General features: G+C 64.3%; 20 protein-coding genes. 9 read left to right on the forward strand and 11 right to left on the reverse strand.

The features are described from left to right. The first annotated feature begins 40 nt into the window (after positions 1–40). The 5 genes from RP6297_RS16560 (at position 41) to RP6297_RS16580 (ending at position 4,423) form a co-directional block, all read left to right on the forward strand. The gene (locus RP6297_RS16560) at positions 41–1,168 is read left to right on the forward strand and encodes an acyltransferase family protein (protein WP_009239846.1); all 1,128 of its coding nucleotides are present in this window, start codon (positions 41–43) and stop codon (positions 1,166–1,168) included. Positions 1,169–1,257: 89 nt separating this feature from the next. Further along, on the forward strand, positions 1,258–2,106 hold the full coding sequence (locus RP6297_RS16565; RefSeq protein ID WP_009239847.1) for a transporter substrate-binding domain-containing protein: 849 nt from the start codon (positions 1,258–1,260) through the stop codon (positions 2,104–2,106). Positions 2,107–2,120: 14 nt separating this feature from the next. Further along, the gene (locus RP6297_RS16570; protein WP_009239848.1) at positions 2,121–2,903 is read left to right on the forward strand and encodes an amino acid ABC transporter permease; all 783 of its coding nucleotides are present in this window, start codon (positions 2,121–2,123) and stop codon (positions 2,901–2,903) included. Beyond that, a complete protein-coding gene (locus RP6297_RS16575) occupies positions 2,896–3,579 on the forward strand; it encodes an amino acid ABC transporter permease (RefSeq protein ID WP_009239849.1) in 684 nt (227 codons plus the stop codon). Before RP6297_RS16570 ends, RP6297_RS16575 begins: the two co-directional genes overlap by 8 nt. Next, a complete protein-coding gene (locus tag RP6297_RS16580) occupies positions 3,566–4,423 on the forward strand; it encodes an amino acid ABC transporter ATP-binding protein (RefSeq protein ID WP_009239850.1) in 858 nt (285 codons plus the stop codon). The genes RP6297_RS16575 and RP6297_RS16580 overlap by 14 nt, the downstream gene beginning before the upstream one ends. A gap of 3 nt (positions 4,424–4,426) precedes the next feature. Here the strand turns inward: RP6297_RS16580 and metC are convergent, their stop codons facing one another. Then, entirely contained in the window at positions 4,427–5,671 is a 1,245-nt protein-coding gene (metC, locus tag RP6297_RS16585) for a cystathionine beta-lyase (protein ID WP_009239851.1), read from the reverse strand. A 154-nt stretch (positions 5,672–5,825) separates the two neighbouring features. Between metC and RP6297_RS16590 the strand changes: the two genes are divergently transcribed. Continuing rightward, complete coding sequence (locus RP6297_RS16590; RefSeq protein ID WP_009239852.1) at positions 5,826–6,431, forward strand: cysteine dioxygenase family protein; 606 nt, start codon at positions 5,826–5,828, stop codon at positions 6,429–6,431. Positions 6,432–6,474: 43 nt separating this feature from the next. Here RP6297_RS16590 and RP6297_RS16595 read toward each other — a convergent pair whose 3' ends face one another. Beyond that, entirely contained in the window at positions 6,475–7,425 is a 951-nt protein-coding gene (locus RP6297_RS16595; protein ID WP_009239853.1) for a LysR family transcriptional regulator, read from the reverse strand. A 111-nt stretch (positions 7,426–7,536) separates the two neighbouring features. On the opposite strand from RP6297_RS16595, the gene pcaD reads away from it, so the two are divergent. Both pcaD and RP6297_RS16605 read left to right on the forward strand, forming a co-directional pair. After that, on the forward strand, positions 7,537–8,352 hold the full coding sequence (gene pcaD, locus RP6297_RS16600; RefSeq protein ID WP_009239854.1) for a 3-oxoadipate enol-lactonase: 816 nt from the start codon (positions 7,537–7,539) through the stop codon (positions 8,350–8,352). An 86-nt stretch (positions 8,353–8,438) separates the two neighbouring features. Continuing rightward, positions 8,439–9,077: a TetR/AcrR family transcriptional regulator gene (locus tag RP6297_RS16605; RefSeq protein ID WP_009239855.1), complete on the forward strand. Its 639-nt coding sequence runs from the start codon at positions 8,439–8,441 to the stop codon at positions 9,075–9,077. 3 nt (positions 9,078–9,080) lie between these two features. Here RP6297_RS16605 and paaE read toward each other — a convergent pair whose 3' ends face one another. The 9 genes from paaE to RP6297_RS16650 all read right to left on the reverse strand — a co-directional run bounded on the left by paaE (position 9,081) and on the right by RP6297_RS16650 (position 16,249). After that, positions 9,081–10,181: a 1,2-phenylacetyl-CoA epoxidase subunit PaaE gene (paaE, locus tag RP6297_RS16610; RefSeq protein WP_009239856.1), complete on the reverse strand. Its 1,101-nt coding sequence runs from the start codon at positions 10,179–10,181 to the stop codon at positions 9,081–9,083. 37 nt (positions 10,182–10,218) lie between these two features. After that, positions 10,219–10,701 (reverse strand): 1,2-phenylacetyl-CoA epoxidase subunit PaaD, encoded by a 483-nt coding sequence (paaD, locus tag RP6297_RS16615; RefSeq protein WP_009239857.1) that lies wholly within the window; start codon positions 10,699–10,701, stop codon positions 10,219–10,221. A gap of 23 nt (positions 10,702–10,724) precedes the next feature. Further along, the gene (gene paaC / locus RP6297_RS16620; RefSeq protein WP_009239858.1) at positions 10,725–11,525 is read right to left on the reverse strand and encodes a 1,2-phenylacetyl-CoA epoxidase subunit PaaC; all 801 of its coding nucleotides are present in this window, start codon (positions 11,523–11,525) and stop codon (positions 10,725–10,727) included. Positions 11,526–11,534: 9 nt separating this feature from the next. Further along, the gene (paaB, locus tag RP6297_RS16625; RefSeq protein WP_004635034.1) at positions 11,535–11,822 is read right to left on the reverse strand and encodes a 1,2-phenylacetyl-CoA epoxidase subunit PaaB; all 288 of its coding nucleotides are present in this window, start codon (positions 11,820–11,822) and stop codon (positions 11,535–11,537) included. Between the two features lie 17 nt (positions 11,823–11,839). After that, a complete protein-coding gene (gene paaA / locus RP6297_RS16630) occupies positions 11,840–12,859 on the reverse strand; it encodes a 1,2-phenylacetyl-CoA epoxidase subunit PaaA (RefSeq protein WP_009239859.1) in 1,020 nt (339 codons plus the stop codon). A 165-nt stretch (positions 12,860–13,024) separates the two neighbouring features. Further along, on the reverse strand, positions 13,025–14,473 hold the full coding sequence (locus RP6297_RS16635; RefSeq protein ID WP_009239860.1) for a DHA2 family efflux MFS transporter permease subunit: 1,449 nt from the start codon (positions 14,471–14,473) through the stop codon (positions 13,025–13,027). A 40-nt stretch (positions 14,474–14,513) separates the two neighbouring features. Then, complete coding sequence (locus tag RP6297_RS16640; protein WP_009239861.1) at positions 14,514–15,041, reverse strand: SRPBCC family protein; 528 nt, start codon at positions 15,039–15,041, stop codon at positions 14,514–14,516. Positions 15,042–15,274: 233 nt separating this feature from the next. Further along, complete coding sequence (locus tag RP6297_RS16645) at positions 15,275–15,706, reverse strand: VOC family protein (protein WP_009239862.1); 432 nt, start codon at positions 15,704–15,706, stop codon at positions 15,275–15,277. A 111-nt stretch (positions 15,707–15,817) separates the two neighbouring features. Continuing rightward, complete coding sequence (locus tag RP6297_RS16650; RefSeq protein ID WP_009239863.1) at positions 15,818–16,249, reverse strand: YybH family protein; 432 nt, start codon at positions 16,247–16,249, stop codon at positions 15,818–15,820. A 125-nt stretch (positions 16,250–16,374) separates the two neighbouring features. Here RP6297_RS16650 and RP6297_RS16655 point away from each other — a divergent pair, with 125 nt between their 5' ends. Beyond that, the gene (locus RP6297_RS16655) at positions 16,375–17,019 is read left to right on the forward strand and encodes a TetR/AcrR family transcriptional regulator (protein WP_009239864.1); all 645 of its coding nucleotides are present in this window, start codon (positions 16,375–16,377) and stop codon (positions 17,017–17,019) included. Positions 17,020–17,023 lie beyond the last annotated feature (4 nt).

The following is a 17,023-nucleotide window of genomic DNA, read 5'->3' on the forward strand; positions in this document are numbered from 1 at the left end:
CTGTGTAGGTTGCTTTTTGGGTTATCGATAGCCATCCCGCGTGAATCGTTCTTCGTCTTCTCTACTCAGCATCCAGGCGCTGCGGGGTTTCGCTGCGCTGTATGTCGTGGTGTTCCATTCCGGACTCGCCCTGGCCCATGCCGACGTCCCTGCGCTTGCGTGGCTCACGTCCCATGTGATCAAGCGTGGACATGTCGGTGTGGACGTGTTCTTCGTCATCAGCGGCTTCATCATTGCATGGGTCGCGGTTCTCGGCCCCAAGGGACCTGAGCCGGCCAACGAGTTTCTCGTCAAGCGGGCGTTCAGGCTTGCGCCGCCCTACTGGCTGATGTCGGTGCTGTATTCCACGTGGTTCAACCCGGTGTCGGCCGGCGTACTGCTCACCTCGCTCGCGTTTGTGCCGCAGGCCAATGTCGATGCGCCGTACTTTGGATACCCGCCGCTGTATGTCGGCTGGTCGCTCAACTACGAAGTATTCTTCTACGCGCTGTGTGCGGTTGGGCTGGCGCTCTTTGGCCGGCGCGCGCTCGGGCTGGTGGCACTGGCGCTGTTCACGACGACGATCATCGTTCCGTTCTGGCACAGCGGCGTCGTGCAGGGCAACCCGGAAGCCTTGTACCACTGGGCCTCACCACTGCAGGCCATGGCAGCGAATCCGCTGGTGCTGGAGTTTTTGCTGGGCGCAGGGTTGGCATGGCTGTATGCGGCACATCGGCATCGCCTGACACCGGCCGTTGCGCGTGTCCTGATGGCAATTGGCGTGGCAACGTTCGTGATATCGGTCGTCGGCCCGGTCCCGAAGTTCGATCTGCTGGCGCGTGGGCTGCCCGCAGGCGCGTTGCTGTTCGGCATGGTGGCCATGGAGCACTGCGGCGAGCTGCGCATGCCCCGCGTCGCGGTGTGGCTGGGAGAGCTGTCGTATGCACTCTATCTCGCGCACCCGGCCGTGATCGAAGCCACGCATCGCGTGGTGGGCAGGCTCGCACCGGAATGGATCGGCACCCAGCTGATGGTGTTTGCCGTCAACCTGGCGCTTACGCTGGCGCTGGCCGTGCTGGTGCATCGTTATGTCGAATTGCCGTCAATCGCCCTAGGCCGCCGTGCCGTCGAGTGGATGCGCAGCCGCCGGCACGCCTGGCGCATCCGCCTGAGCCCACAAAAGCCTTGAGCGGCGCATAACGTTTCCGGTTTTTATTCGTTCGCTGCGCGACGGGCGTCTCAGACAATGGCTGCCTCAGAAACAATCTGTCGCTCGCCATGTCCATCCCTTCTTCCTCGTCCCGCCGATCTGCCTTCGCCTCCATCGCGTTGGCCGCGGCCGCCGCGCTCACAGCAACGGTGGCCCATGCCGATGCCACGCTCGACAAGATCCAGCAGCGCAAGAAGATTGTGGTTGGCGTGGTGCTCTCGGGTGGACCTTTCGGCTCCATCGACCCCGTCACGCAACGCGGCACGGGCTTCAACGTCGACCTTGCACAGGCACTCGGGCGCGGCCTTGGCGTAGAAGTGGAGACGGTGCAGGTACAACCTTCCAACCGCGTGCAGTTTCTGCAGCAGGGGCGTGTTGACGTCCTGGTTGCGGCGATGGAACTGAATCCCGAACGCGCGGAGCTGCTCGCACATGTGCCGACGCCCTACTATCGCGTGGGCGGCGTCGCGCTGGTCGCGCAGGACAGCCCGGTGCACCAATGGAGCGACTTGAAAGGCAAGGACGTCTGCCTGTCGCAAGGCAGCAGCTATGCCAAGCCGCTGGCAGCTGACATCGGCGCGACGCCCAAGGGCTTCAAGAGCCCGGCCGAATCCCTGCTGGCCCTGCGCGGCAACAACTGCGCCGCCGCCGTGCACGACGCCACGCTGTTGCAGCCGCTGCCGCGCAGCAACCCCGAATGGAAGGACTACCGCATCGTCGGCCCCGACCTCATCCCTTCGCCCACCGTCATCTGGGCGCGCAAGGGCGAGAACGACACCGTGGCCGCACTCGACCGTATCGTGCAGGGCTGGCACCGCACCGGCTGGCTGATCGAAACGGAAAAGAAGAACGGCATCCTGCCGCCTTCGCCCGCGCTGGTCGAATGGCATGACAAGCTGAAGGCCACGCGCGGCTGATCGAGAGGCTGCAGTTGACTGACGATCTGCTCACGCGGGCGATTGCGCTGGTGCGCCACGCCGGCCTCGACTACGGCTTTCTGGCCGAGGCGTATGAGCGCCATGCGCTGCTGCAAGGCGCGAAGGTTTCGCTGCTGGTGATGCTGAGCACCGTGGTGTTGAGCCTGGTCTTTGGTGTCGGGCTTGCACGGCTGCTGGTGTCGCCGCACAAGCGCGTGAGATGGCTCGCTCAGGGCTTTATCGAACTGACGCGCAACACGCCCACGCTCGTGCAGTTGTGCTGCGCGTTCCTCGTCGTCAACACGCTCATCACGCAAACGCTGTCGCAGTGGCAGCTGACCAACCCGCTCACACCGTTCTTCTGGGCGGTGACATTGCTCTCCCTGCACAAGGCGGCTTTTCATGCAGAAGCCCTGCGTGCCGGCATTGAAGCCGTGCCACCCGCCATGCTGGAAGCTGCAACCTCGCTCGGCTTCAGCGCACGCGAGCGCCTGTGGCGCGTGCAACTGCCGCTGGCACTTCGCGCTGCATGGCCCTCGCTAATGAACAACACCGTCGAGCTGGTCAAGGCATCGTCGCTGGCATCCGCCATTGCGGTGGGCGACCTCACGTATAGCGCGCTGATGATCTGGACACAGCGCGACAACGTGCTCGAATGCATGGTGCTGTTGCTGCTGTTCTACGGCGTGGTGACCTATGCAGTGCATGCGCTGGGCGTGTGGATCGAAGGCCGGTTGCGGATGCCGGGGTACGGTGCCACCGGCCACACCACACTGGGGGGCGCCGCGCATGCCTGACACCCTTTTCGCCACGCTTTTGCATTGGTCACCCGCATTGCTTCGGGGGCTGGGCATCAACGTCGGCATCAGCTTGCTGGCCGTCGGGCTGGGCACTCTCGTCGGGCTGGCGATTGGCGCCCTGCACTTGTCGCCGGTGCGTGGGCTAAGACATCTCGCCGGCGTTTATGTCATCGCGTTCCGCAATGCGCCTTGGCTTGTGCTGGTCTACGGCATTGCGTATGCGGTGCCTTTCGAAATTGTCGTGCGCGGCCACGTGATCCCGTTTCCGGATTGGCTCAAGGTGACGTTCGCGCTGGCATTGCCGGCAAGTGCTCATGTGGCGGAAATCTTCCGTGGCGCAGTGCAGTCGATCCCGCAGACGCAGTGGGAAGCCGCTGCGTCGTTGGCATTTACGCGGCGGGACATCCTTTGGCGCATCGTGCTGCCGCAGTGCGTGCAGCGCATGCTGCCTTCGTGGATGAACCTGTATGCCGTCATCACCATGGGCACGGCGCTGGCGTCTCTGGTGGGCGTGCACGATCTGCTCGACACTGCCCAGATCGCCAGCAACACGGTCAACCGCACGCCGTTTACGGTGCTGACCTACTTCACCGTGCTCGCCTTGTTCTTCCTCTACTGCTACCCGATTTCGCGCCTGACCCGGCGCATGGAGCGCGCGCATGTCGCTGCCTGAACTTCTTCCTCTCGATACACCCACGCCGGTTGCCCCGCCGCTCGTCTCGCTACGCGACGTGCACCTGAGTTTCGGCATCACGCCGGTATTGTCGGGCATCGACCTCGACGTCCAGCGCGGGCAAGCCGTGTCCATCATCGGGCCGTCGGGCTCGGGCAAGTCAACGCTCCTGCGTTGCATCAGCGGCTTGCTCCGGCCGCAGCGCGGCAGCATCACCGTGGATGGCATCCGCGTCGACCAACTCGCCACCGAAGAAGACACCATTGCCCTGCGCAAGCGAATCGGTTTTGTGTTCCAGCAGTACAACCTGTTTCCGCACCTGAGCGTGCTCGACAACCTGATCGCCGCACCCGTGCGCGTGCTCGGCAAGGCGCGCCCAGACGCTGAAGCCACCGCGCATGCGCTGCTCAAGAAAGTCGGACTGGAGGACAAGGCCCGCGCGCACCCCGGACAGCTCTCCGGCGGCCAGCAGCAGCGCGTTGCGATTGCCCGCGCGCTGGCCATGGAGCCGGAACTGATCCTGTTCGATGAAGTGACATCCGCTCTCGATCCGGAAACCGTTGGCGAAGTCCTCAACGTCATCGGCGAATTGGTCGACGACGGCCTGACCTGCGTCCTGGTCACGCACGAAATGGCCTTCGCGCGTGCCATCAGCGACGAGGTTGTGTTCACCGAGCACGGCGTCGTGGTGGAGCGCGGCCCGGCAGAACAGGTTTTTTCCTCCCCGACGAGCGAGCGCACACGTGCATTCCTGTCGCGCGCGCTATCGGGTCATGCGGGTGCGCGGCCGACTGTCCACGCACCATGGCACGCCGCCTTCGCCAGCACGACGTTTGCCATCTGAAGGTCAGCCTCCAATCGCGTGCAGTGCCGCCGCGGGCGCGTGCTGCAGGGCCTGCTCCAGATCGGCGATCAGGTCATCGGCGTCTTCCAGGCCGACATGCAGGCGCAGCACGGCGCCAGCCTGATCCCATTGTGCGTGGTCAGCCAATCTTTCGGGCGCCACCACGGTGACGAGGCTTTCGTACCCGCCCCACGACGCGCCAATCGCGAACAGGCGCAAGGCATCGGCGACCCGTTCCGCGGCGTACTGATCCGCGCCTTCCAGCACGAATGAAACGAGCCCGTTGGCGCCCGAGAAATCCCGCCGCCACAGCGCGTGGCCCGGGTCACCTGGCAATGCCGGATAGAACACCCGCCCAACGCCCGGCTGCGCCTGCAGCCACTGCGCCACGCGCGTGGCGTTACGCTGGTGCTGGGCCATGCGGACCGGCAACGTGCGCACGCCCCGCAGCGCCAGGTAAGCATCATCGGCGCCGATCGTGAGGCCGAGCACATCATGTGCGGCTGCAATACGCGCGGCCACGGCATCGGTGCGGGCAATGACGGCACCCAGCATCACATCGGAATGCCCGGCCACGTACTTGGTGACGGCCAGGATTGAAATGTCCGCACCTGCATCGAGCGGACGGAAGAGAATGCCAGACGCCCAGGTGTTGTCTGTGGCCAGCGCGATGCCGTGCCGTTGCGCTATTCGGGCGATGGCACGCAAGTCATAGATTTCATAGAGCAGCGACCCCGGCGACTCCGTATAGATCAACCGCGTGTGCGGCCGGATGGCCGCTTCGAGTTGCCCGTCGCGCGGGTCCACATACGTCAGTTCGATGCCCAGACGTTGCAGCAGCCCTTTGTCGAGCCGCCGCACGGGCGCATACACGCTGTCTGACACCACCACGTGGTCGCCGGGCGACAACAGCGCCAGGAACGTCAGCGAAATCGCCGACAAGCCGGACGGCACAAGAAACGCGCGCACGCCGCCCTCCAGTGCCAACAATGCGTCTTCGAGCGCGCGGTGTGTTTGAGAGCCGTGGCGGCCGTAACTGGCGATGTTTTCGCCGGCCTTGCGGCGCGCGTACACGTCGTGCTGCGCGGCGGTGCTGGCATGGCGAACGGTGCTGGTGCGCTCCACCGGCACGTTGACGGGCGCGGTGCCCTGCACGAACGGGGGGCTGCCAGCGTGAATGATGCGTGTTGCAAGAGAATCCGAGGCATCCGACGCGTTGGAATGGGCGTCGATGGAAGAGCGTGTCATGCAGGCCTCGCGCGTTTCTGAAGGCGCCCATGTTAGGCATGCCGGCCCGCGCCCGAGAACGAACGGATGCGTCTAACCATATGCAGGATGCTGCGTTGGTCGTGCGCTGCCGCCGCCCTACACTGAGTGCTTCACTGATCCGCTTTGAGCTGCCATGAGTCTCGCCCAACAACGCGACCGCGCGGTCCACCAAACCCTCGTCGCCATCCGCGCCATTGCCGCGCAAGACGGCATTACGCATGCATCGCTTGCACGCATTGCCGATCGTCTGCAGGAACTGGCCGCGCAAGAAGCGCTGTTCCCGCTCGATGCCTTCCCACCGCCCGCAGCCGGCGATGCCGATGCCTCCAGCCGTTACCTGCTGCATGCAGAACCGGATCAGACCTTCGCGCTGTACCTGAACTCCATCAACCCGGGCAAGACGACGCCGCCCCACAACCACACGACGTGGGCGGTCATCGTTGCACTCGAAGGCCAAGAGTTGAACCGCGTCTACACACGCACCGACGATGGCCGCGACCCGGAGCGCGCCACACTTGCGCTGTCGCGCGAAGTCGTGGTGCAGCCCGGCACGCCCATCACCTTCTTGGATGACGACATCCACAGCATCCACGTAGTGGGCAACGCTCCCACCCGCCACTTCCACCTGTATGGTCGCGCGCTGGAAACGCTGACAGGGCGTGTCGGCTATGACCTCGCCGCGGGCCGCGTGCTCAACTACAACCGCAACTACATGAACGCGACCAAGCAGGCCGCTTGATTGTCCGCCTCAAGCCGGGACGGCCGGCCTGCGTCTCAGCGGGTTATGTCCGCTTTCGGCTGGCCGCACCCGTTTGACGCGGCATGCGACCCAACGCCGGCTCGAGCACGGGAGCATGGTCGCCGAGAAAGTCCCACAGCCGATTGGCGACAGGCCCGTGCGGCCGATCTCGCCGGCGGGCGACCGCCAGTTCCTGCACCATGCCGGGAAAATGCCGCCCCGCAATCGACAGCAATGTCCCTTCGCGCAATTCCGCATCGATCAGGAAACGCGGCAGATGCCCCCACGCCATGCCGTGGAGAATCAGCTCTTTCTTCATCAACTGGTCGGGCACAGCACACTGCGGCGCCCCGTCGATGACGTAGTGGGATTGCTCGGGCGGGTTGCGCGCCGAGTCGTTGATGACGCACTGCATGAAGCGCTGCATCTGCGCAGGCGTGATCGCCGACGTTATGGCGAACGGCAGAAACCCCGGCGCCACCACCGGCACCATGGCGATCTTGCCCAAGTCGATCCACTCCATGCGCACGTCCCCTTTCGGCACGCGGTGGACGATGAGGTCGGTGTCGTCTTCCAGTAAGCGTTCCCACGGCCCGGTAACGGCTTCGAACTGCAAGTGCAGGCGCGTCTGCGCGCATTGGCCGAAGAACTGACTGAGCAATGCCAGCACGGGCTTCAGCGGACACAAGTCCCCCAGCACCACGCGCAATTCGGCCTCCTCGCCCATCGCCAGCTGCTTTGCGTGGGTTCGCAGTTCATCGCTCTCGCGCAGCACTGACTGCACCTTGCGGTGGAAGGACCGCCCCGCCTCCGTCAACCGTACGCGATAGCCGCCGCGGTCCAGCAGGCTTAAACCGAGTTGGCCCTCCAGCTTGGCAACCGCCGCAAAGACAGAGGGGTGCGAGCGATGCAGCCGCTCAGCGGCCGCCTGAAAACTACCGGCGGTCACCACCGCATCGAAGCACTGCAGCTCATGAAGCGTGAAGTTCTGCATTGTCGGCAAAACCTACAAAGTTCGTCCAAACTTCATAGTATCCAGCAACCGCTTCAGCTTCTAGGATGACGACATCCCAATCGTTTCCACCGTCTTTCCCAGGAGCGCAACATGACCACCCGCAACGACCTCTCCTTCATCACCACCGGCGACGGCACGCGCATCGCCTATCGCTTTGATGGCACCGCCGGCAAGCCAGTCCTGCTGCTGTCCAATTCCATCGGCACCGACCTGCACATGTGGGACGTGACCGTGCCGCGCCTGGCCGAACACTTTCACGTGCTGCGCTACGACGCGCGCGGCCACGGCGCTTCGGATGCGCCAGCCGGCGCCTATTCGATCGATCGGCTCGGTCGTGACGTGGTGGAGTTGCTCGATGCGCTCGGCATCCGGCGCGTGCATATGCTGGGCCTGTCGCTCGGCGGCATCGTGGCGCAGTGGCTGGCGATCCATGTGCCGGAGCGCATCGACCGGCTGGTCCTCTCCAACACTGCCGCGCACATCGGCCCGCCGGAGTATTTCGACCAGGCCATTGCCGAACTTCTTCAGGCCCCCGACATGCAGGCGACGGCCGAAACGTTCCTGCGCAACTGGTTTCCAGCACGCATGCTGGAGGCACGCGACGCTGCTGTCGAGCCATTCCGCCGCACACTGCTGACAACGCCCCGTGAAGGCATCATCGGCGGCTGGGCAGCCGTACGCGATGCCGACCTGCGCCGCACGATCACGCTGATCACGCATCCGACGCTCGTCATTGCCGGCCAGCACGACACCGTGACGTCTGCCCGCCATGGCGAGGAAATCGCCGCTGCCATTCCGGGCGCGCAATTGCGCCTGCTTGACACCGTGCACCTCGCCAACGTGGAGTTGCCCGACGCGTTTCTTGAAGCCGTTCTGGATTTCCTGGGTGTGCACGAAACGGTCTGACGCGTTGATGCAGCATCAATGCAGCATCGACATGCGGCAACCCGGCCGGTTAACATGGCGGCCATCCAATCGATGTGCCGCCTGCCATGTCCCGCGTCAAGAACGAAGACGAATTCGAGTTGCGCCGCGAAAGCGTGCTCGACACCGCCGCCGAAGCCTTTGCGGCCGACAGCTACCCGAGCGTGTCGATGAACCAGCTTGCCGCTGCGTGCGGCGGCTCAAAATCGCGCCTGTATCACTATTACGAAGGCAAGGAAGCCATCCTGTTCGACCTGCTCGACCGCTACACGCGTCGGCTGGCCGATCTGGTTGAACGCGCCCAGAGCGACGCACGGCACGCCAAGCTTTCGGCGCGCGCCACGCTGCATCTGCTGATCCGCACGTTCCTGGCCGAATACGCCACGTCGCGTACGCGGCATGTGGCCCTGCTCAATGACGTGAAATACCTGGCGCAGGAGCAGCGCGACGTCGTGCTCGCGCGCGAGCGCGACGTGGTGGCCGCGGTGGGCCGACAGCTGGGGGCGGCTTATCCGGGCAAGGTGGACGAGGCCAACCGCACGCCCATCACGATGATGCTGTTCGGCATGATGAACTGGACGTTCACTTGGCTCAAACCCGACGGCCCGCTTTCCTATGAGGGCTATGCGGAAATGGTGATCGACATGCTGGAGAACGGGCTGGGCGGGCTCGGTGGGCTGGGCGGCCCTGACGGCAAAAAGGGCTGACGTTCAACGCTCGTCGTAGCTGACCACCACGCGCTGCGTCAGCGGCCGCGCCTGGCAGGTCAGCACAAACCCCTGCTGGATCTCCCAGTCTTCCAGCGTGAAGTTCTTGTCCATCTCCACCCGGCCCTCCAGCACCTTGGCGCGGCAGGTACAGCACACGCCGCCCTTGCACGCATAGGGCAGATCGAGTCCCGCACTCAGCGCGCTGTCGAGCACCTTGGCGTCACCCGCCATGGGCACTTCGTGCGATTTGCCGTCTAGCACCACCGTGAGTGCCACATCGCCCGCCACTGCGGCATGCGTGCGCGGCCTGGCCGCTGCCGCCGCATCGCCCACGGGCACACCAAAGCGCTCGGCATGCACACGATCGCGCGGCACCCCGCGCTCGAGCAGCGCGGCCTCCACCGCATCGATCATCGTCGACGGGCCACAGATGAAAGCGGCATCGATATCGCCCGGCGGGATCAGCGTGTCCAGAAAAGCGCGCGCTTTCGCGCCGTCGAGCCGCCCGTTGAACAGCGCGATGTCCTGCGCCTGGCGCGACAGCACGTGATACAGCGCAAAGCGATCGAGGTAGCGGTCCTTCAGGTCTTCGAGTGCTTCACCAAAGATGATGCTGTCGACGCTGCGATTGCCGTAGACCAGCGTGAAGCGGCTCTGCGGCTCCGCCGCCAGCGTCGTCTTGATGAGCGACAGGATCGGCGTGATGCCGCTGCCGGCTGCAAAGGCCACATAGTGGCGCGCGCTTTCGGCTGCGAGCGGCACGTAGAAGCGCCCATCCGGCGGCAGCACATCAAGCGTCTGGCCCACGCGGATGCGATCGTGCAGGTGGTTGGAGAAGACGCCCGCATCGACGCGCTTGACCGCCACGCGCAACTCGCCGTGCGCGTCGTAGTCCTGCACCGCGCAGCAGATCGAATACGAACGCCGCAGTTCTTCATGTCCGGGCAATTGGCCCGGCGGCACGCGCAGCGTCAGGAACTGCCCCTGCGTAAAACGGTACGCATCGCGCAGGTCATTCGGCACGTCAAAGCGCACGGAAATCGTATCGGCCGTTTCGCCGCGCACTTCAGCAACGCGCAAAGGATGGAATTGCGGAGTCATGGCGTTCGCGCTCAGCGGGGGGTTGGCGGGGTCGGGGTCAGTAGGGCTTGAAATAATCGAACGGCTCGCGGCACGCGCGACAGCGGTACAGCGCCTTGCAAGCTGTTGAACCGAAGGCAGAAATGAGCACCGTATCGTGTGATCCGCATTGCGGGCAGGTGATGTGTTCACCCTGCGCGGGGCGCGTAAGACGAATCGGCCGGGCCCCATCCACTTCGGCCACATACGCCGGCGGCGCGATACCAAAGTCGCGCAATTTGCGCTGCCCTTCCGCGGTGATCCAATCCGTCGTCCATGCCGGCGACAGCACCGAACGCACGCGATACGCACCCACGTCTGCCGCTTGCAAGGCATGGCTCACATCATCGGCAATCTGTTCCATGGCCGGGCAGCCGGAATAGGTGGGTGTGATCGTTGCCACCAGGGAGCCGTCTTCGTCGAGCTGCACATCGCGCAGGATGCCCAGTTCGGCAATCGTCACCACGGGAATCTCCGGATCGGTTACGGCTTCGAGCGCCATGCGTGCCCGCTCCAACCGTTCGCTTACCACGACGCCCCCGGATACTGGCGCGCCAATCCCTGCATCTCGGCCAGCAGATAGCCCATATGTTCGGAGTGCACGCCGTGCTTGCCGGTGCTGACATACGGACCCGGCTCGGGCCAGCGCAGCGTGGCCTCGTCCAGCGCGTCGCGCACGGTGGCTTCCCATGCGTCGCGCAGGTCGGCTGGACGCACGCCGAAGCCAGCCTCGGCTGCGGCCATTTCAACGCCGTCCGTGGCAAAGAACTCGTTCGTGTACGGCATCAGCCAATCGAGCGCGGCCTGGGAACGCGCATGCGACTCGTCCGTGCCATCACCGAAGCGCACGAGCCAGTCGCGCGTATGGGCGAGGTGGTAACGCATCTCCTTCACCGATCTGGCGGCAATGGCGGCCAGCTCGGGGTCGGTCGAACGCGTCAACGCTTCCCACAGGGGCACCATCAACGCGGCGTACAGAAAGTGGCGAACGATGGTGACGGCGTAGTCGCGCGCGGCTGCCGATGTCGCGACTAATGGCCCGGCATGGGGCAGTTCGAGCAGCGTGTAGTTGCGGAACGCAGGCTCGGCCCGCCAATAGGCGTAGTCGTCTTCCGTGTGCGGTGTGCCGGTGAGCGCGCCTTCGATCCGCCCCGCGTGCGTGTAGAGCAGCCGCGCCTGCCCGATCAGGTCAAGACTGAGATTGGACAACGCAATGTCTTCTTCCAGCACAGGGCCATGGCCGGTCCATTCCGCGTTGCGCTGGCCAAGGATGAGTGCGTTGTCGGCCAGACGAAGGATGTATTGCAGATGCGCGTCGGAAGTCATCGCCGCGGCTCACATGTGGTTGACTTCATCGGGCAGCCGATAGAACGTCGGGTGCCGATAGATCTTGTCGGCCATCGGGTCGAAGAGCATCGGCTTGTCGTCGGGTTCGCTGGCGGTGATGGCCGCCGACGGCACCACCCAGATGGAGACGCCTTCCTGCCGGCGCGTGTAGACATCGCGCGCCATCTGCAGCGCCTGCTTGGCGTCCACGGCGTGCAGGCTGCCGCAATGCTTGTGCTCCAGGCCCTGCTTGCTGCGGATGAACACTTCCCACAGCGGCCATTCGTGTTGATGCATGGCGGGCTCCTCCCGGTTCAGGCAGCTTGTTGGCTGGCGGCGGCGCGTTGGGCCTGCTTGCGTGCGTAAGCAAGCGCAGCCTCGCGCACCCATTCGCCCTCCTCGTGTGCGCGCTTGCGGGTGGCGAGGCGCTCGCGGTTGCACGGGCCGTGACCATCGAGCACGCGCTTGAATTCGGACCAATCGAGCGGCGAGAAATCGTAATGGCCGCGCGCTTCGTTCCATATGAGGCCGGGGTCGGGCAGCGTCACGCCGAGCACGCGCGCCTGCTCGACGGTAGCATCGACAAAGCGCTGCCGCAGATCGTCGTTCGAGATGCGCTTGATGCCCCAGGCCATGGTCTGCGCGCTGTTGGGCGATGCGGTATCGGGCGGCCCGAACATCATCAGCACCGGAAACCACCAGCGGTTGACGGCTTCCTGCACCATGTCGCGCTGCGCCTGCGTGCCGCCCATCATCGTCAGCAACGATTCATAGCCCTGACGCTGGTGAAACGACTCTTCCTTGCAGATGCGGATCATGGCACGCGCATACGGGCCATACGAACAGCGGCACAGCGGCACCTGGTTCATGATGGCCGCGCCATCGACCAGCCAGCCGATCACGCCCACGTCTGCCCAGGAGAGCGTCGGGTAATTGAAGATCGACGAATACTTCGCCCGGCCTTCGTGCAGCGCGTCGATCATCTCGTCGCGCGAACTGCCGAGCGTTTCTGCGGCGGAATAGAGATAAAGGCCGTGGCCCGCTTCGTCCTGCACCTTGGCCAGGAGGATGGCCTTGCGCTTGAGCGACGGCGCCCGGCTGATCCAATTGCCTTCCGGCAGCATGCCGACCACCTCGGAGTGCGCGTGCTGCGAAATTTGCCGCAGCAGCGTCTTGCGGTACGGCGCCGGCATCCAGTCTTGCGGCTCGATTTTTTGGTCGGCCCCGATGCGTGCATCGAAGCGCGCCTGCAAATCGGCTTCGCCTTGAGAGGCGGCGGCCAATTCCTGCTCCGTTGGCAAACCGCCGGGTTGGTCGAGGCTTTGGGTGTACATGCGATCCTCCGGCCGCTTGCGCGGCATGTGCACGGCACGTCATGCGCACCGTGTTTTGGATGGATCGATTATAAACCGTCCGACCGGTCGGTCAATAACGGGTTTCACCGCATGCCTTGTTTCAGACATGCGGTGCACTCCCTTCGGTGGTCCTTTCGCGGTGACTCAGACTGGCGCAGCCGACGATGCTTCGGCCTGCGCCGGTCCGTGCGCGCGCGTGCGCACGAACACGCCCGCCAGCACCGAACCGAGCAACGCTGCTACCGCGCCCAGCAGGAACGCGAGATGGTAGCCGCCATTGAGTGCCGTCGTAGCATCGGCCCCGGCCGCAGCCAGACCTTCAGTGCGCGCGGCCGCCAGACTTGCCAGGATGGCCAGGCCCAACGCACCGCCCATCATGAACGACGTATTGACCACGCCCGACGCCAGGCCGGATTCATCGGGCGCCACATCGCTCATGGCAGCCAGTAGCACCGGGTTGAACGCCACACCGGCGCCCAGGCCGAGCAACAACATGCCCGGCAGCACGTCGAGTACAAAGCTGCCGCCCGCAGGCGCGCGCGCAAACAGCACCAGCCCAATGCCTGCCACCAGCAAACCCACCGACAGGGGCGCGCGAATGCCAAAGCGCATCACCAGCTTGGCTGACAAACCCAGCGAGAACACCGCCATGATGATGTTGGCCGGCAGGAAGGCCAGCCCCACCTGCATGGCGCTGTAGTCGAGCACACGCTGCATGTACAGCGCCGAGATGAAAAACCACGCGAACATCGCCGCCGCCCACAGCACGCCCACCACGTTGGCCGTGGCCACGTTGCGCAGCGCGAACATATGCAGCGGCATCAGCGGATGCGACACGCGCGATTCGATGACCAGGAACGCGATCATCAACGCGATGGCAATACCCAGTTGCGTCAGCGTTTGCGTGGACGTCCAGCCGGCTTCGTTGCCATGCACGACCGCGTACACCGCCAGCATCAGCGACGCGGTCACGGCAATCGCGCCCGCCACATCCAGTTTCGTGCGATCGGCCAACGGCTTGCCCACCGGCAGCAACGCCACGCAGGCGACATACACCGCCACGCCAATCGGCAGGTTGACCAGAAAGATCCAGTGCCAGCTCAGCGTGCTCGTCAGCAGGCCACCAAGCAATACGCCGATGCTGCCGCCGCCCGCACAGACAAAGCCGTAGATGCCCATTGCCTTGGCGCGGTCGGCTGGCGAAGTGAACAGATTCATGATCAGCGACAGCGACACCGCCGACACCACCGCGCCGCCCAGCCCCTGCACGGCGCGCGCCGTAATCAGCAGCCCTTGCGAATTCGCCAGCCCGCATGCGGCGGACGCCAGCGTGAACAGCGTCAACCCCAGCAGGAACAGCCTTCGATGCCCGAACAGATCACCCAATCGCCCGCCCAGCAACAAACAGCCGCCAAAGGTGAGCATGTAGGCGTTGACCACCCATACGAGGGAGGTTTCGGTAAAGCCCAGGTCTGCCTGGATGGACGGCAGCGCAACGTTCACGATGGTCGTGTCCAGCACGATCATCAGCACGCCCAGGCAGAGCACGATGAGGGCAAGCCAGCGCTTGCGTTCGTCAATGCCATGCGTCATGGAATCACTCCTATGATGGGCTGGCGCGCCTGAATGGCGCTCAGGATTGTGCAGCCGATTTGAGATTGGCGAGACCGGTTTCAAAGTCCTTGCCGATCATCGCGTCCATACTGAAGAACAGGCCCATCACCTTGGAGATGAATGGGCTCGGGCCATACATTGCCCAGGTGACGTGCGTCACATCGCCGGCAGGCTTGAGCGTGAACTCCGCCGTGTTGTGCGCTTCGAACGGCTTCAGGAAATCCAGCTGAATCTGGATGCGGCTGGGCGACGTTGAATCGACAATCTCCATGCGCCCTGCCCCCACTTCCCGCGAGCCATCCCACGCATAGTTCGCGCCTTTGCCACTGACAGGCCCGCCATAGGTGCGCTTCATCGCCGGGTCCCGCTTCTCCCACGGAGACCACACCGTCCAGCGGTGGAAATCGTCGATCAAGGCAAACACCTTTTCAGGCGGCGCCTTGATGTCAATCTCGCGTTGCACACGGAAGGTGTCCGGACGCGTGGCCGCAAAACCCAGCACAGCAACAATCGCGACAACGATGACGATCGCAATGATCTTCAGCATGAAGAACGCTCCAACAAAGGGGGCAGCAGGTGAATAGACGCCTTTGCGCAGGCCATGCAAAGGGTCGCGGCGAGAACAGCCGATCATCACCCGGGGGGTGGTTTCGTTGATATTGGTAAGGCCCCGGTGATCGCGCAGTCTAGCACCGGGCCACGGCCCTGCGCCAAGGCAGGCCGACTACGAGTTTGCGTAGAACGGCCACCGTGCGGCGGCCGTTTTCATACACACGGCCATTACATCGGCTTGGGCGCGATCACCATCCACGTGATGCCAAAACGATCGGTCACCATGCCGAACGCGTGGGCGAAAAACGTTTCGGACATCGGCATCGTGACGTGGCCGCCGTCGCCGAGCGCCTTGAAGGTACGCTCGGCAGCGGCGTTGTCGGCCACGCTCACCGACAACCCGAAACCCTTGAAATCCGTCTTGCCGCCGGCCATGCCGTCAGATGCCAGGATCTGGGTTTCGCCCACGCGGAAGGCGGCGTGCATCACCTTGTCGAGCGGGGGCGCCATGCCGCCACATTGCTCGGCAGTGGGCTGCGCGTCCTTGGGCGCATCCTTGTAGTGCATCACCACATCGACCTTGGCGCTGAGCGTCTTCTTGTAGAACTCCAGCGCCTCTTCACAACGACCTTCGAAGAACAGATACGGTTGAACTTGCATCACAACTCCTTGAGGTGGACTTGGGGGACTGCAAAGCCGCGCACCGGGCTACCTTGAACACGCGGTTGGGGAAAGGGTTTGTTCGCCTTTCGTTGGGCTCTTTCGTTGGTCTCAACTGCAAGCGGTTTCCGGCACCGGCATGGGAACCGAGGCGTGTTCATGAACCACCAGCCAGCGCCCATCGATCTTGCGAAAGCACACGGTGGCGCGCGTTTGCGCATCGTGCTTTGCACCGTCTCGATACCGCGCACGCAGGCGGTTCACGCTGAAGCAATAGGCCAGGTCGCCACTCACCTCGAGGTGCAATTCGACGAAGTGGAAATCCGCCTGGCCATCCAGCGCATCGAACCAACCCTGCCAGTTACGGCGATACGCCTCTGCGCCTTTCACAAACAACGGCGGCATGACGTCAAACACGACGACGTCCGGCGCGTAGTGACGCATCACGGCATCGATGTCCTTGGCGCGAACGGCTTCCGCCCACGCCTCAATCAGGCTGCGCAGCTGGGATGCGTCGTCCACGGCCTCGCTTGCGTTTGTCATATGGACCTCCTGAAAGCGCTTGGCATCCTGCGTGACAGCGCCTAGTGTTGATTTGTGAACACTGTCCACAAACGATAGCAGACATAATGAACAGTGTCCACATCGCTTTTGCGGAGTTTCATCGCATGACCCAGGAACCACCCCGCCCGCCCGTGCGCGCAACGTACCGCCATGGCGACCTGCGGCGCGCGCTGCTCGACGCCGGCATTGAACTCGCACGTGCCGGCGGGCCGGAGGCCATCGTGTTGCGCGAGGCCACCCGCCGCGCAGGTGTCGCGCCAAATGCCGCCTATCGTCACTTCGCGGGGCGGCTCGATTTGCTGCAGGCGGTACGCGCAGCGTCACTCGCGGCGCTGGCCCGCGCCATGGAGGCCGAACTCGAATCCATCGACCCAACCTGGCCGGCGGACGCGCAAGCACGCGCTTCACTGCGCGCCATCGGTGTGGGTTACCTCCGTTTTGCGCAAATGGAGACCGGTTTGTTCCGCACCGCCTTCGCCGTACCCGATGAGGTGGAAAACGACGCCGACCCCGCCAAGGCGGGCGACAGCGGACGCAACCCGTTTCAGCTGCTGGGCCTTGCGCTGGATCGCATGACTGCCGCTGGCGTGCTACCCGCCGAGCGCCGCCCCGGTGCCGAATACCTTGCCTGGTCTGCCGTGCATGGGCTCGCACTGCTCATCATCGACGGGCCCTTGCGCAGCCGCCCGCCGGAGCAAACCGGCGCCATCGCCCTGCGCGTGGTCGAAATGGTGGAAAACGGCCTCTAAGGAC

Origin of the sequence: Ralstonia pickettii (assembly GCF_016466415.2) — a bacterium.
Classification (GTDB): domain Bacteria; phylum Pseudomonadota; class Gammaproteobacteria; order Burkholderiales; family Burkholderiaceae; genus Ralstonia; species Ralstonia pickettii.